General features: G+C 64.7%; 9 protein-coding genes. 5 read left to right on the forward strand and 4 right to left on the reverse strand.

The window, feature by feature from the left end:
- Positions 1–1,145: 1,145 nt before the first annotated feature.
- From XH96_RS26920 to XH96_RS26935, 4 genes are all read right to left on the reverse strand, one after another.
- Positions 1,146–1,778: a hypothetical protein gene (locus XH96_RS26920; RefSeq protein ID WP_194388427.1), complete on the reverse strand. Its 633-nt coding sequence runs from the start codon at positions 1,776–1,778 to the stop codon at positions 1,146–1,148.
- 8 nt (positions 1,779–1,786) lie between these two features.
- Entirely contained in the window at positions 1,787–4,039 is a 2,253-nt protein-coding gene (locus tag XH96_RS26925) for a xanthine dehydrogenase family protein molybdopterin-binding subunit (protein WP_194388428.1), read from the reverse strand.
- A gap of 1 nt (position 4,040) precedes the next feature.
- Positions 4,041–4,505: a (2Fe-2S)-binding protein gene (locus tag XH96_RS26930; RefSeq protein ID WP_194388429.1), complete on the reverse strand. Its 465-nt coding sequence runs from the start codon at positions 4,503–4,505 to the stop codon at positions 4,041–4,043.
- An 82-nt stretch (positions 4,506–4,587) separates the two neighbouring features.
- A complete protein-coding gene (locus XH96_RS26935; RefSeq protein WP_194394275.1) occupies positions 4,588–5,523 on the reverse strand; it encodes a helix-turn-helix domain-containing protein in 936 nt (311 codons plus the stop codon).
- Positions 5,524–5,860: 337 nt separating this feature from the next.
- On the opposite strand from XH96_RS26935, the gene XH96_RS26940 reads away from it, so the two are divergent.
- From XH96_RS26940 to XH96_RS26965, 5 genes are all read left to right on the forward strand, one after another.
- The gene (locus tag XH96_RS26940; RefSeq protein WP_194388430.1) at positions 5,861–6,874 is read left to right on the forward strand and encodes an aldo/keto reductase; all 1,014 of its coding nucleotides are present in this window, start codon (positions 5,861–5,863) and stop codon (positions 6,872–6,874) included.
- A gap of 36 nt (positions 6,875–6,910) precedes the next feature.
- A complete protein-coding gene (locus tag XH96_RS26945; protein ID WP_194388431.1) occupies positions 6,911–7,756 on the forward strand; it encodes a VOC family protein in 846 nt (281 codons plus the stop codon).
- 519 nt (positions 7,757–8,275) lie between these two features.
- Entirely contained in the window at positions 8,276–11,053 is a 2,778-nt protein-coding gene (locus XH96_RS26955) for a winged helix-turn-helix domain-containing protein (RefSeq protein WP_246789758.1), read from the forward strand.
- 109 nt (positions 11,054–11,162) lie between these two features.
- Positions 11,163–12,797, forward strand: coding sequence for a thiamine pyrophosphate-requiring protein (locus XH96_RS26960; protein WP_194388433.1), 1,635 nt, complete (start codon positions 11,163–11,165; stop codon positions 12,795–12,797).
- A 216-nt stretch (positions 12,798–13,013) separates the two neighbouring features.
- A complete protein-coding gene (locus XH96_RS26965; RefSeq protein WP_194388434.1) occupies positions 13,014–15,494 on the forward strand; it encodes a GAF domain-containing protein in 2,481 nt (826 codons plus the stop codon).
- Positions 15,495–15,531: the final 37 nt, after the last annotated feature.

The following is a 15,531-nucleotide window of genomic DNA, read 5'->3' on the forward strand; positions in this document are numbered from 1 at the left end:
CCGGGCGCCGGCTGGCACCCGAGGTCCCGCGTGTGCAATAAGAACGCGCACGGGGTGGACGACAGGTGATGCCGGCATTCCGGCCTTCCCTGCGCGGATGGTTTTAACGGTGTCCTTCGTGCTCTCCCCGGGGAGCGATGCACTATTGCCCCCGTCGCCATGCAGATGGCTGATGTGCGTGCCCGGTTGGGCCGTGAGCATCACCACATGACTTGACGCACAGACCCCGGGCGTCAGGACCACACGACTTCTCCGTCCGCGCGCATCTTCGCTGGGTTCTCACCGGCTGGCGTGCGCTCACCGTCGAGACCATACGAAGACGCTGTCAGCGCCGTGTCGTATCGCGCCCGCTGCTGCTCACGGGATCACCGCCCTGCAGCCAATCTTGCGCGCCGACGCCGTCGCGGCCACCGCATCCCGGCCCGCGTCCCGTGACGATCGCGAAACGCCCCTTGTGGCGGGCCTGGATGTTTCGGGTTCTACGCTATATCCGAATTTCGGTCAATACGAATATCCTGCGGACCGCGATTGACCCAGCTTTGGCGTGTTTTGTCTGTCGGGCCACACAAGGGATCGTGGCCCGGGTGGAGCCAGCTCCCTATTTCCGTCAACTTTGACGGTCATTTGAGCCCCGATATTCTTCCACACGGCGTGGCTCGAATGACCATGCGATCGATCATTGAACAAAGCTATTTGAGGATGCGGATGAGACGCACGACGTTCTTGGGCCTCGGCCTTGTGTGTGTCGGCCTCTGGGCACAGGATAGCGCGAGGGGGCAGGCTCCAGTGGCACCGCCGGTTTCGCTTGCTCCGATTGCATCGCCCCCACCTTCGAACGCCAAGAATTCGCGGCCGAAGCGCGCTCCAGCCTTGGCGACACCCGGCACAGATACTTCGACTCCTGTGATCGGCGCACTACCGCCCTCGCCGAATCCCGCTGCCGATTACGATGGCTTCACCGTCGGCAGCGAAGACCGCGACGCCTCGAGCCCGGTCGCGCCGCCCGCGAGGTCACGCGCAGCGAAGAACAGTTCCGCAGGGCAGGAATCGCTCGATCAGGACGATGAGGCGCTGAGGCGAAAGCTGACGATTTGCAAGAACTGCAAGTAGGAGACTGGTCAGCCCGAGTTGAGACAGCGAACACATCAATTCGGACAGGGTTGCCCGGCCGCTCCCCACGTCGCCATGTCCTTGACGTGATCCTCGAAAGTGCCCGGCGGCGTCGAGCGGCCTGCACCGGGCGCCCAGCCCCGCGGGATGAAGCCGCTCAGCGACGCATCGTGCCGCAAGTGCTCGACGAGGCCAGCGGCGTCGCGGCCGCCGTTGCGCTTGGGATCCTTCATCTGCGCGCAAATCTCGGCACCACTTTTGCCGAACCAGATGAAGGCCACCGGCGCGAGTTGCCAGTCGATACCGGCGCGCGGCGGCGACGGTGCCGGCTCATTCGCCTGGGTGGAGGTCATGTGACAGGTCGAGCACGGAATCGCCTCCGCACCGATGCGGCTCTCGCCGCCATGGATGTTCATGCCATGTGGGCGGGGCTTGGTTTCGCCGGCCGGCGTCCAGATGGGTATGGCCTTGGCATCGACATGGCAGTTGGCACACCGGGGATGGGTCACGACGGCTTCGATCCGCTTCCAGGCTTCCAGTCCCTGGGCGCGGCTGACGCTGCCGGGCGGCAGCACGTCCTTGCCGGCATCGTCCTTGGCCACAACGATCCCGGTGAGCGCCGCGACGGCAGAAGCTGCGAAGACGACCGCAATCAGAGATCTCCTCATGGCTCGCCTCACACGAAATCGATGAACTTGTTGAAGGGCATTTCGCGGATGCGCTTTCCGGTGGCCGCGAAGATCGCATTGGCGAGCGCAGGCGCGGCCGGCGGAACCGGCGGCTCTCCGATGCCCCTCACCTTCGGATCGTTTTCCAGCCCGCGAACTTCGATGACCGGACATTGATAGATCCGCATGGCTTCATGGTGGTTGTAGTTGGTCTGCTGCACCGCGCCCTTTGCGTAAGTGAGTTCGCAATTGATCGCATGGCCGAGCCCCCAGACGACGCCACCTTGCACCTGGCTCTCGAAATTGACGGGATCGACGACCTTGCCGACATCGGCCGCGACCCAGACCTTGTCGATTCTGATGCCCCGGTCCGTGGCCGTCACCTCGACGACTTCAGCGGTCGGCGTGCCAAACGATTCCACGAAGGCAACGCCCCGTCCTCGACCGTTGCCGAGCGGTCCCTTCCAGTCCGACATCTCCGCGACAGTCTCCAGCACCTTGCGATAGTGCGGCACGGTGCACATCGCGATGCGCGCCTTCATGGGATCGAGACCGGCCGCATGGATCAATTCGTCGATGAAGCTCTCCGTGAAGAAGCCCGATGTCGAGGCGCCGACCGACCGCCACGTGGTGCTCGGCGACAGTCCCTGCGCCTCGTAGCTGGTGGCCCGGAAATTGGGGATGTCGTAATAGACATTCCACAGGCCGGCGGCCAATTGCCCGTCGGGATCCTTCGAGGGCGTGCCCGAACGCTCGAGCAGTCCCTTGAGCGGCGTCGTCGAGGCCAGCTGCAGATCGGCGGCGACGATCCTGCTCTTGTCGACGCTGCCGCGATGCCGCGCGATCGCAATCTGCCGCGGAATGTCCTGAAGGAAATCCTCCTCGCGCGAGAACACGAGCTTGATCGGCGTTCCCTTCATCTGATTGGCGATCTCGGCGAGCACGCGGACGTTCTCATACTCGAGACGATGGCCGAAACTTCCGCCGGTCCACTGGTTGTGGAAGGTGATCTGCTCCGGCTTGAGGCCGATCGCGGTCGCCGCGACCCATTGCACGAAGCGCGGGCTCTGATGGCCGACCCAGATCTCCATGCCCTTGTCGGTGACGAGGCCGATCCCGTTCAGTGGCTCGAGCGGCTGATGCCCCACATAGGGTGCGCGATATTCGGCTTCGACGAGCTTGCCCGTCTTCAGGCCGGCTTCGATGTCGCCGATTTTTCGCCACTCCTTGCCCAGAAATTCCGGCTTGAAAGAGGATTCCAGCACCTTCCAATGGTCGGCCTGCTCGGCGGGATAGGCCGAGGGCGCCCACTCGCATGCGATGGCGTCGACCGCCTTCATTGCGTACCAGCTGTTCGTCGCGATCACCGCGACGCCGTTCTTGATTTCGAGGATCTTCCTGACCCCCGGCATCGACTGCGCCTTGCTGGCGTCGTACGACTTCAGCGGCTGCCCCTTGTTGGGGTTCAGCTTGACGGAGGCATAGAGCATGCCCTCCGTTTTCATGTCGATGCCGAACTTCAGCTCGCCCATCACTTTCGAGCGGACGTCGAGCCGCATCATCGGCTTGCCGAGCATGCGCCATTTCGACGGATCGCGCGGCTGCGCATCGAGCACCGGCGGAATTTTCGACGCCTCGGCCGCGAGCGCGACATAGGCGATCTTGCTTCCGTTGGGCAGGATCACATGGCCTGATTGGGTACGAAGGTCGGCCACCGCGACGCCCGACCGTTTGGCCGCAGCCGCCTTGAGCGTCTCGCGCGCGATCGCACCGGCGACACGCAGCTTTTGATAGGTGTCCGGGATCGTGCTCGATCCACCCGTCATCTGCAGGCCGGACTCCCGGAGCCATTCGAGCGTCTTGGCGCGCGCTTCCTCGGCGGCGGGACTCTGGTCCGCGGCCACGAACGGTGCGAACTCGTCGGCGAAGCCTGTATTGAAATAGGCGGGGCTCGGAGCGGCGAACCGGATTTCGAACTGGCCGGGATCGAGGTCCATCTCCTCGGCGATCATGATCGGCTGCACCGAGCCGACGCCCTGGCCGATGTCGGCGTGTTGCGCGATCAGCGTGATCTTGTCCGGGCTGATCTCGACCCAGGGATTGAAGGTGACCGAATTCGCGCCGAGGCCGGCGGCCAGCGGATTGTCGCTTGCACTGGTGGCCGCTTCGGCACTGGCGTAGGCGCCGAAAGCGATGCCGCCGGCGATGGCAGCGGAGCCGACGACAAACGCTCGACGCGAAAGGGTCTGCATGTGGCCCATGTCACTTCTCCGCCATCTTCTTCTTCGCCGCCGCATGGATCGCCGCGCGGATGCGCGGATAGGTACCGCAGCGGCAGAGGTTGCCCGACATCACCTGATTGATCTGCTCGTCGTTGGGTTCAGGGATCAGTCCAAGCAGCGAGATGGCCTGCATGATCTGTCCGGTCTGACAGTAGCCGCATTGCGGGACCTGATGCTCGATCCAGGCCTGCAAGACCGGGTGGTGGTCCTTGTTGTCCAGGCCTTCGAGCGTGACGACCGATTTGCCCGCGACCTCGCCGATATGCGATTGGCAGGACCGCACCGCCATTCCGTCGATGTGAACCGTGCAGGCGCCGCATTGCGCGACCCCGCAGCCATATTTGGCACTGGTGATGCCGAGCTCGTCGCGCAGCACCCACAGCAAGGGCATCTCGGGAACGACGTCGACCTGGCGCTTGATCCCGTTCACTGTGAGCTCGATCATGTCGGTATATCCCCTCGCGTATCTGGTCGTCGTAACAGCACTGCACGATGCAAACCGAGCCGTATTCGCGAATCCTGCGGGATCATGCGCAATCTTTGCGGAATGCAATATTGTTGCGATCGGCTTTCACGTCGGCCTGGCCGCAGCACAATTCGCGATACTGCCCCGGTGTGAGACTTGCGGCCTTGCGGAATACGCGCGTGAAATTGGCCTGCGAGCCGAAACCGAACTCCAGAGCAATTTCGACCAGTGACAGGCGATCGCGTGCGAGCTCGTGCCGCGCAGCCTGGACGCGGCGATCGGTGACGTAGCGGTGCGGTGACAATCCGGTCGCTTCGCGAAACAGCCGCGAGAAATGATAGGGGCTGAGGCAGGCCTGGGCCGCCAGATCCTCGAGCCTGATGTCGTCGCCAAGAGATGCCTCGATATAGTCCAGCACGCGCTGAAGGCGCCGCGGATCGAGCGACGGCGACCTGCCGGGCGTGTGCCAGCGGTCGGTCGTGTAATTCCCCAGAAGATGCGCCGCGAGCGCAACCTGGATCCCCTCCACGAACAGCGCATCGGTCGGCTGGCGGGGACGATGGAGCAGGTCGCGAAGCGGCGAACAGATGTGGAATAGCACCTGGTCCGCCAGGCCGTGAGCGTAGGCGATCTCGACCCTTGCGGGATCGATGTCGAAGTCCGCGAGGGCGCTCTGGTCCAGCAGCGCCGGCGGCAGATAGAGATGAAGACATTCCATCCGGTCGGAAAGCTCGAGATGGCTCTCCTGCGTCCCCACGGGCACGAGGTAGCTCATGCCCGGCCGCGCGAGGCTCTTCTGGACTTCGCCGTTGCCGGCGCGGCACACCATCCCACCGCCTGACAGCAGCATGACGAGCTCGGTGCAGATCGGAACGGGCGTCGCCTGACATCCCGCCTCGAACTTGCGATGCTCGATGCTCAGCCCCGGCCAATCGTTGGCCGCCGCGAGCTTCTCGCTGTTCTGATATTTTTGATCTCCATGCGTCACGAGCGCCATCATGACCTCCGCTTCAGTTGCGGCGAATCCCGGCCCCGTATCGCGAGCGAGCGATCATTCCATCCGGTGGTGAGTTGCAGCCCCGGTCGCTGCCACGCCGATGCGGATTTCTCACAAGGCGCAGGAGCGAAGTCCAGAGCCGGCGCGGTTAAAAGAGGTAAAAGGCAAGCAAGACAAAGGCTTGAACGATGCACTCGATTGGCTTGAACGGTTGATCCGGTCCTGATCAGCAAGATACGTCCGTCATCGCGCAGGAATCGGAAATACCGCAATGGCCGGATGAGCCAGTGAAGTCGCCGACGATGGTCCTGTCCGTTACCAGCGAAGGATATGCATCATGGCCCTCAAGGATATTCTGCCGGGAAGACTGGGCTTCGGCGCGGCGCCGCTCGGCAACATGTTCCGTGACATCCCGGAGCAGGAAGCCGTCGCGACGGTGAATGCCGCCTGGGACGACGGCATCCGCTATTTCGACACGGCGCCCTTCTATGGCGCAGGTCTTGCCGAGATCCGCATAGGCGCAGCGCTCGCCGGCCGGCCGCGGCGCGATTATGTCGTCAGCACCAAGGTCGGGCGCCTGATCCTGGACGAAGTCGAGGATGTCAGTGCCCGCGATCTCGGCGAGAAAGGCGGCGTCTTCAAACATGGTCGTCCGAACAGGATCGTGAACGACTACTCCCGGGACGGGACGTTGCGCTCGATCGAGGGCAGCCTGAAGCGGCTGGGCACCGACCATGTCGATATCGTCTTCGTGCATGACGTCGCGCAGGATTTTTACGGAGACGAGTGGCTCTCGGTCTTCGAAAGCGCCCGCAAGGGCGCATTCAAGGCGCTCGACCGGCTGCGCGACGAGGGCGCGATCAAGGCATGGGGACTGGGTGTCAACCGGGTGGAGCCGATCGAGCTGCTGCTCGCGCTCGAAGAGCCGCGCCCCGACGGCTTCCTGCTCGCGGGCCGCTACACGCTGCTCGACCATGCGAGGGCGCTTCAGCGGGTGATGCCGATGGTTGCGGAGCATGAGCTCGCGATCGTCGTCGGCGGGCCCTACAGTTCGGGCGCGCTCGTCGGCGGTCCGAACTTCGAGTATGCGCCGGCGCCTCCGGAGATCCTCGACAAGGTGGCGCGGATCAAGGCGATCGCCGATCGCTACGGCATCAGCATGAAGGCCGCAGGCCTGCAGTTCGCGCTGGCAAACCCGGTGGTCGCCGCCGTGATCCCCGGGGCGAGCCGGCCCGGCCGCATCGCCGAGGACCGCGCGGCCCTTGACCAATCAATACCCGGCGATTTCTGGCGCGAACTTCGATCGGCCGGTCTCGTCAATCCAGCTGCTCCGCTTCCGGACGCCGGCTGACCGACACATGACATCACTCAGACCGAGGAGGCGAGAATGACCGACGAAACGTGCAACATTGCCGAAATCGAACGCCGCAATCTGCTTCGCACGGCAGGCGCCGCGATGATCACCGGTCTTGCGGTCGGCAGCATGCCGTCAGTCGCGTCCGCGGCGCCGGACGGCATGACCCCAGCCGAGCGCAACGAGGCGCCGCTCGGCGCGCGGCTCCAGGGCGTCCAGCATTTCGGGCTGACGGTCCAGAACATGGAGCGGGCTTACGAATTCTATACGGAGGTGCTCGGCGGCACCGAGGTCTTTCGTCATGGCGACTTCCAGGGCGACGGGGTGCAGAACACGCTGCTGGCCGACCAGGAGATCGAGGCGAACGCACGCGGGGTCAATCCGCGGACGATCGGCGTTCCCGACCTGCGAAGCGGAGCGCAGCGGCTCGATGTCCGCTTCATCCAGTTCGACAACATGGTGCTCGAACTGCTGCAATATCGTGAGGCCGATCAGCCCATGGGCAGCGCGAAGAGCTTTGCCGAGCCGCTGGAGCACATGAGCCCGGCTTTTCCGCGCATGATGCACATCTGCTTCTACGTTCGCGACGACGTCGACTTCAACAAGTTCATCGCCGACCTCGAAGCCGAGTCCGCGCGCCGCGGCATGACACAGGTGAGAGCGAACCGCACCATCCGCGTCATGACGGAAGCAGACCGCAAGGCGGCTCCACGCAGCGCCAACACAAACCGCGTGACGGCGGAGCCTTCGAACGGTTGGGAGCTGATCTATTGCAAAGGTCCCGAGGGCGAGCAACTCGAATTCGTCAAAGCGCTCGACCCGGTCAAGAGGCGCTTCAGCGAGGCCCTGGCAAAACGGCAGCAAAAAGTCGTGCGCTGACGCCCTCAAACGTGGCGCGCGACCGGTCAGTGCCGGTGACCTGGCCGCCGCGCACTCACGATCACATGTAAAGGAGCTCATCATGATGCCTTATGTGAAGGACTGGTTCGCCAAGCTACCGGAACTTGCCGACGGCGGCGTCGAAGTCATGCGCATGGCGGTTCTTGGCAAACACCAAAAATAGCGAGTTCGGTCGAGAATCCGTTCCGCGCGCCGGCACCTTCCGGCCGGCGCATGAGCGATTTTGTCGCAGCAATCCCGCGGCAGATGCCCGCGGCAATCGTGCGAATTCAGAACGTCTCCCTTCAACCAGTTTGCAGTGCATGATAATGGCAGGCGATCTGTTCGATCGATTGGCATGGATCAATGCGGGCTGCCACGGAGACACGGCAACGGGCCACACTCCGACAGGAACTCACATACTGCTTCGGCCCATTTCGACTGGTTCCCCGCCGCCAGTTGCTCCTTCTCGACGGACGCCCGGTCAAACTGGGCGGGCGCGCATTCGAACTCTTGCAAGTGCTGGTGCAGCGCTGCGGCGAACTCGTCAGCAAGAATGAGCTGATGGCCGCGGCCTGGCCGGGCACCTTCCTCCACGACAGCAATCTCAAGGTCAACATGTGGAGCTTGCGGCGTTCGCTGGGAGATAACCAGATCGAGCCCGCCTACATCGCGACCGTGGCGCGCCGCGGGTACAAATTCATCGCCGAGGTGCAAATCAGCATCGGCGAGATCGAGGACGATCTGGCGCCCGCCGAACCGCTCCCGTTGTCCAATCCGCCAATGCCGCGCGGCATCGTTGGTCGTGAAGCGGAAATCGTCGAGATCGCCGGTCTGCTGGCCGACAACAGGCACGTGACCCTGGCTGGCGCCGGAGGAATCGGCAAGACGACGGTTGGCGTGGCGGTCGCCCAGGCACTTGCACCACGGTGTCGCGACGGCGTCTGCTTCGTCGATCTCGCCACGATCTCCGATCCGACGCTGTTCGGCGCGGCACTGGTGACGGCGCTGGGCATCAGAGGCAATCCGGACAACAGTCTGGCTGCGGCCCTCGACTATTTGAGACCGCGGCAGATGCTGCTCATTCTCGACAATTGCGAGCATGTGCTGCCCGCCGCGACGATCTTCGCCGGCCGGTTCATGGCGGACACATCGCCTTCCAGGTTGCTTGCCACGAGCCGCGAGCCGCTCGGCACCGCCACCGAGCATGTCGTCCGGCTGGGTTCGCTGGCCTCACCGAAATCCGGCTATGCCCTGACCGTCGATCAGGCCCTCAGGTTTCCTGCGGTGCAGTTGTTCGTTCGCCGCGCCGCCGAATGGTCGGACTACCAGTTCGTCGATCGTGATTGCGAGGCCATCGCCTGGATCTGCCACTCACTTGGCGGCATTCCGCTTGCCATCGAGTTGGCGGCAGCCCAGATCGGCAGGTTCAATCCTCGCGAATTGGTGGCAATCCTCGACCACAATCTGGGTTTTCGCGCCCCCGCCACCGATGGCACGCCGCCGCGCCAGGAAACCCTGATGGCGACGATCGACTGGAGCTTCAGGCTGCTGTCGCAGAGGGAAGCCAGACTGTTCGGCATGCTGTCGGTGTTCAGCGACGCGTTCGAGGTTGAGGACGCGGTCTTCATCGCCGAGGCGGCAGGGCTCACGCCGGTCGACGTCGTCACCGGACTCGGCAGTCTCGTCGCCAAATCGCTATTGAGCGCGCAGGCCCAGGGCGCAAGCCTGCGCTACCGATTGCTCGACAGCACGCGGCGCTATGCCGCCGAGCGGCGCCGGGCCGATCCTGCCTGCGGCCAGGCGCTGCGCCGCCATGCGCAACGCGTCCTCGCGCTGTTCGAACAATCCGAGGAGGAATGGAACTGGCGCGAGCCGGCCGATTGGACACAGCGCTACCTTGGTCGCATCGCCGATCTGCGCGCCGCTCTTTCATGGGCATTCGGCGAGGACGGCGATCCTGTCCTCGGAATCAAGCTCACGGTTGCAGCGATCACCTTGTGGTCGGAAACCTCCATCCTGTCGGAAGCGCAGGCGCGGCTGGAGGAGGCGCTCGCCCTGGCCGAGACCGTCGCGTGCGACGATCTGTTGAAGGCAAAGCTCGCCTGCGCCCTTGGAAGGAGCCTGTTCTACGCCCGCAAGATGTCGAATGAGAACGAGGTCGCCTGGCTCGATGCGATCGCCTTTGCAAGGAGCTCCGGCAACATCGAGTATCAGCAGCGCGCGCTGGTCGGTTTTGCCTTCTACCTGCTGCAGATTGGCCAGGTCCCGCGCGCCATAACCTATCTCGAAGAGGCCACCGAGCTAGCCGACCGCGACCGCGATTTGACGGCAACCTCCGAAGCCGACCGCGCGCTGGCATGGGCCTGCGCCTTTGCCGGTGAATTGAGCAAGAGCCGCGCAGTTCTGGATCGTCTCGCGGCAACCTATTCGCCGGCCAAGGGCCGTTCACGCAAGGATGCGAACGAAGTCTACCGGTTCATCACCGTCCGCTTCAACCTGCCGTTCGTGGCGTGGATGCAGGGGCAAGCCGACTACGCTGCGAAGCTCGCCCGCGACGCCGTCGAGGCCGCGGATCGCAGCGGCCATTGGGTATCGCAGTCGAATGCGCTCGGACTCGCCGCGCTTCCCGTCGCGCTCGAAACCGGCAATCTGGACGCGCTCGCGAGCTTCACCGAGCGTCTGCGTCGCAACCTGGAACGTGAGCGCATCTCGCGCTGGGTTCCGGTCGAGCGCTATTTCTCCGCCTGCCTTCGCGACCTGCATGGCGATCGGCGCGCGGTGGAGGATATTCGGGCCGCGATCGAAGAGTTGATCGAATGTCGCTTCCTGATGCGGATCGGCAGCTATCTCGCGGTCCTCGCCCGCGCCTATTTGCGGCAAGGGCGGATCGCGGAGGCGCGCGAGGCCATCACGCGGGCGATCGGCCATCAGGAACGTCAAGGCGAGCGCTGGTGCCGGTCGGAGCTTCAACGGGTCGACGCAGTGGTCCTTCTCCACGCCGGCGAGCCGCTGCGCGCCGAAAAGCGGCTACAACAGGCGCTCGCCGAGGCGCGCGCCATAGGGGCCGCGACATTCGAATTGCGCATCGCCACCGATCTCGCCGCACACTGGATCGGGACCGGCCGCAGGACCAAGGCTGTCCGGCTGCTTGCCCCGATCTATGAAGGCTTCGCCGAGGGATTCGAGACGCCGGATCTGGTTGCTGCCTCGCGCCTGCTGCAGTGCGCGCGACCGACGGCGAGCCGCTGCAGCGACTATCGCCGGTCGGAGCCACTGCACGCCCGCGATGCATAGCTGGCCTACCGCCGCACCTGCCGTGCATGCTTTACGCCTCGCGTAATTCCTGATCCTCTCTCTCCAATCGGCCGGGACCAACCGGCCATGCCCCAGGGAGAGAGACGTCATGAAGCTCGGGACCGCGATCGCGGAAATCATGAGGCGCGAGGGGATCGAGATCCTCTGCGGCTATCCGGTCAACCATCTGATCGAGCACGCGGCGCAAGCCGAGATCCGCCCCGTCATGGTGCGGCAGGAGCGCGTCGGCATCCACATGGCGGATGCGATCTCGCGGGTCACGTCGGGGCGCAGCATCGGCGCGTTCTGCATGCAGCACGGGCCGGGTGCGGAGAATGCGATGGGCGGTGTTGCCCAGTGCTTCGGCGAGTCCGTGCCGGTGCTGGTGCTGCCGATGGGCTATCAGCGCAGGCTTTCGCATATCGAGCCGAACTTCAATTCCAGCGAGGCGATGAAACCGTTCGCGAAATCGTCCGAGCCGATCATCCTCGCGACCGAAGTCGCCAACATCTTCCGCCGCGCCTTCACCAAGCTGAAGAACGGCCGCGGCGGGCCTGTGATCGTCGAGATCCCCTCGGACATGTGGAACGAGGAGGTGCCGGAGCCGCTCGCCTATAGGCCGGTGCTGCGCACCCGCTACGGCGCCGACCCCGTGCATGTGAAGGAAGCGGCCGGCCTTCTCGTCAAGGCGAAGCGGCCGGTCATCTATGCCGGCCAGGGCGTGCATTACGCACAGGCGTGGCCGCAACTGAAACGGCTCGCCGAGCGGCTGGCGATCCCCGTCACCACCAGCCTCGGAGGCAAATCGTCGTTTCCGGAAACGCATCCACTCTCGCTCGGCTCCGGCGGCCTTGCGGTGCCGCGCGCGGTTCCGAAGTTTCTGAGCGAGGCCGACGTCATCTTCGGCATCGGCTGCTCCTTCACCGAGACCAATTTCGGCATCGCGATGCCGAAGGGCAAGGCCATCATTCACTCCACGCTCGATCCCAATCATCTCAACAAGGACGTGGAAGCGAAGATCGGCCTGGTCGGCGACGCCGCCCTCGTGCTCGACGCGCTGCTGGAGGAGATCGGCAAGACAGTCACCACGGATCGCGACGCCTCGGCGGTCGCGGCCGAGATCGCGGCCTCGCACAAGGAGTGGCTGGCGAAATGGATGCCGAAGCTGACCAGCAACGACGCACCCTTGAGCCCGTACCGCGTGTTGTGGGACCTCCAGCACACCGTCGACATCGAGAACACCATCATCACCCACGATGCCGGCAGTCCGCGCGACCAGCTTTCTCCGTTCTGGAAAGCCGTCGAACCTCTCACCTATCTCGGCTGGGGCAAGACGACGCAACTTGGCTACGGCCTTGGGCTGGCGATGGGCGCCAAGCTCGCAAGGCCCGACAAGCTCTGCATCAATGTCTGGGGCGATGCGGCCATCGGCTTCACGGGCATGGATTTCGAGACGGCGGTGCGCGAGCGCATCCCGATCATGTCGATCCTGCTCAACAATTTCTCGATGGCGATCGAACTGAAGGTGATGCCGGTCTCGACCGAAAAGTATCGCTCGACCGACATTTCCGGCGACTACGCCGCGATGGCGCGCGCCTTCGGCGGCTATGGCGAGCGGGTGACCAGGCCGGAGGACATCGTGCCCGCGATCAAGCGGGGCATCCAGAAGACGCAGGAAGGCGTCCCGGTGCTGCTCGAGTTCATCACCAGCAAGGAGACCGAGGTGTCGCGGCCGGGCACGTGAGCGGGCGCACTTGAGCATGGGGGGCATCAAGCCCGGCTGGTTGCGCCGCATCCACCTCACTCCGACGGGGAGAGGTGATCCCGCCTGCCGGCTTCGTCGCTTCAATCCAGTCTCGTCTCAGTTCGGTGCCGCTGTCGTCGAGGCTGGCTCCTGCCGCGCGGGATGTGATAATCCGGCCCGGTGCCGCGCCTGTCGCGGCATCAAGCCGGATTGCGAATGACCAACCCTCCGAAGGATATCGCCGCTGAACTTGCAGCCGAGAACGCGCGGCTGCGCAGCGAGCTTGCGATTGCGCGGGATCGCCAGAGCGCGAGCGCCGAGATCCTGCGCACCATCGCGGCCTCGCCCTCCGACGCGCGACCGGTTTTCGCGGCGATCGCGTCCAGCTCGAAGCACCTGCTCGGCGGCTTCTCCGCGACCGTGCTCCAGTTCATCGGCGACGAGCTGCACCTCGTGGCGTTCACACCGACCAGCCCGGAGGCGGACGAAGGGCTGAGGGCCGCGTTCCCGCGCAAGATCGCGGACTTCCCGACCTTTGCGCTGGTGCGCGAGGGCGAGACGATCCAGTTTCCGGACAGCGAGGCCGCCGACGTTCCGGAGATGAACCGGGAGTTGGCGCGGCTGCGCGGCTTCCGCAGCGTGCTGTTCATGCCGCTGATGAACCGGGGCGCGCCGGTCGGCATGATCAGCGTCACGCGCGCTGAGCCCGGCGCATTCGCGCCCGATCTCGTACAGCTCCTCCAGACCTTTGCCGACCAGGCCGTGATTGCCATCGAGAACGCGCGGCTGTTCAACGAGACGCGCGAGGCGCTGGAGCGGCAGACCGCCACGGCCGACATCCTGAAGGTGATGGCCGCCTCGCCGTCCGATATGCAGCCCGTGTTCGACGCCATCGCTGCCAACGCCAACCGGCTGATCGGAGGCTTCTCCACCGCGGTGCTGCGTTATATCGACGGCGCCGCCCACCTTGCGGCATTCACGCCGACCGATCCGGCCGGCGATCGCGTGCTCCAGGCCTCGTTCCCCGTGCCGTTCGCACAGTTCCCGCCCTATCAGCTCGTTGCCAATGGTGCCGCCGCGCAACTGCCCGACACCGAGCTCGAGCCGGCCGCACGCGACATCGCGCGTGCGCGGGGCTATCGCAGCATGCTGTTCACCCCGCTGATGAGCGAGGGCGAAGCCATCGGCATCATCATCGCCACGCGCCGTGTGACTGGCAGCTTCGCCGAGCATCATGTGCGGCTGCTCCAGACCTTCGCCGACCAGGCGGTGATCGCGATCAAGAATGTCAGCCTGTTCAACGCCACCAGGGAAGCGCTGGAACGTCAGACCGCGACCGCCGATATCCTCAAGGTGATCGCAGCCTCACCATCGGACGTCACGCCGGTGTTCCAGGCCATCTCCGACAGCGCAAAGTCGCTGATCGGCGGGCACTCCTCCACCGTCACCCGCGTCATCGACGGCATGCTGCATCTGGCGGCCTTCACCACCGACAATGAAGCCGGCAACGCCGATCTGCTCAGCTCCTTCCCGGCGCCGCTGGCGGCATCAGGCATTCACAGCCGGGTGGCAAGGAGTGGAGAGTATGCATTCCGCAGCGACATGCAGAACGAGCCCGGCCTCACCGAGGCCATGAAGGAACTGGCGCGGACCCGAGGCTATCGCAGTATCCTCGTGGTGCCGATGCTGCGCGACGGCGTCGCGATCGGCACCATCGCCGTCACGCGGCCGGAGGCCGGCCATTTTCCTGACAAGGCGATCAACCTGCTCAAGACCTTTGCCGACCAGGCGGTGATCGCGGTCGAGAACACGCGCCTGTTCAACGAGGTGCAGGACCGCACAAGCGAGCTCGCCAGATCGCTGGACGATCTGCGCGCCGCGCAGGACCGGCTGATCCAGACCGAGAAGCTCGCATCCCTCGGCCAACTCACCGCGGGCATCGCGCACGAGATCAAGAACCCACTCAACTTCGTCAACAATTTCGCCTCGCTGTCTGCCGAGCTGACCGAGGAGCTGAACGACGTGCTTGCGCCGGTATCGCTCGCCGAGGACGTGCGCGCGGACGTCGAGGAGCTGACGGGCCTCCTGAAGGACAATCTGGCAAAGATCGTGGAGCACGGCCGCCGCGCCGATTCCATCGTCAAGAACATGTTGCTGCATTCGCGCGAGGGCGGCGGGGAGCATGGGCTGAGCGACATCAACGCGCTGGTCGAGGAAAGCCTCAACCTCGCCTATCACGGCGCGCGCGCCGAAAAGCCGGGGTTCACCGTGTCGCTGGAGCGCGAGCTCGATCCCGCGGCCGGACAAGCCGAAGTGTTTCCGCAGGAGATCACCCGGGTGCTGCTGAACCTGATCTCGAACGGCTTCCATGCGGTCGCAAAGCGCAGGGCGGACGGCGCCGCCGACTACGCGCCGGTGGTGCTTGCCGCGACGCGCGACCGCGGCGACAGCGTCGAGATCCGCATCCGCGACAACGGCACCGGCATTCCGGACGAGGTGAAGGAGAAGATGTTCAATCCGTTCTTCACCACCAAGCCTGCCGGCGAAGGCACCGGCCTGGGGCTGTCGATGAGCCACGACATCGTGGTGAAGCAGCACGGCGGCACGATCGACGTCGCGACGGCGCCGGGAGAGTTCGCCGAATTCACGATTCTCCTGCCGCGGAAGAGCGGATCCATGAGGAGCGACAAGGGATAGCATCACCTCGGAGGATTCATTGAAGAGTCTCGCGTGG

The organism is Bradyrhizobium sp. CCBAU 51765 (genome assembly GCF_015291725.1).
In the GTDB taxonomy this organism is placed as follows: Bacteria; Pseudomonadota; Alphaproteobacteria; order Rhizobiales; family Xanthobacteraceae; genus Bradyrhizobium; species Bradyrhizobium liaoningense.

What these genes read in the sequence shown, in the direction of transcription:
- XH96_RS26935 (WP_194394275.1), bottom strand. Translation starts at nt 5,523, where the DNA reads ATGGCGCTCGTGACGCATGGAGATCAAAAATATCAGAACAGCGAGAAG.
- XH96_RS26920 (WP_194388427.1), bottom strand. Translation starts at nt 1,778, where the DNA reads ATGAGGAGATCTCTGATTGCGGTCGTCTTCGCAGCTTCTGCCGTCGCG.
- XH96_RS26945 (WP_194388431.1), top strand. Translation starts at nt 6,911, where the DNA reads ATGACCGACGAAACGTGCAACATTGCCGAAATCGAACGCCGCAATCTG.
- XH96_RS26930 (WP_194388429.1), bottom strand. Translation starts at nt 4,505, where the DNA reads ATGATCGAGCTCACAGTGAACGGGATCAAGCGCCAGGTCGACGTCGTT.
- XH96_RS26940 (WP_194388430.1), top strand. Translation starts at nt 5,861, where the DNA reads ATGGCCCTCAAGGATATTCTGCCGGGAAGACTGGGCTTCGGCGCGGCG.
- XH96_RS26965 (WP_194388434.1), top strand. Translation starts at nt 13,014, where the DNA reads ATGACCAACCCTCCGAAGGATATCGCCGCTGAACTTGCAGCCGAGAAC.
- XH96_RS26925 (WP_194388428.1), bottom strand. Translation starts at nt 4,039, where the DNA reads ATGGGCCACATGCAGACCCTTTCGCGTCGAGCGTTTGTCGTCGGCTCC.
- XH96_RS26960 (WP_194388433.1), top strand. Translation starts at nt 11,163, where the DNA reads ATGAAGCTCGGGACCGCGATCGCGGAAATCATGAGGCGCGAGGGGATC.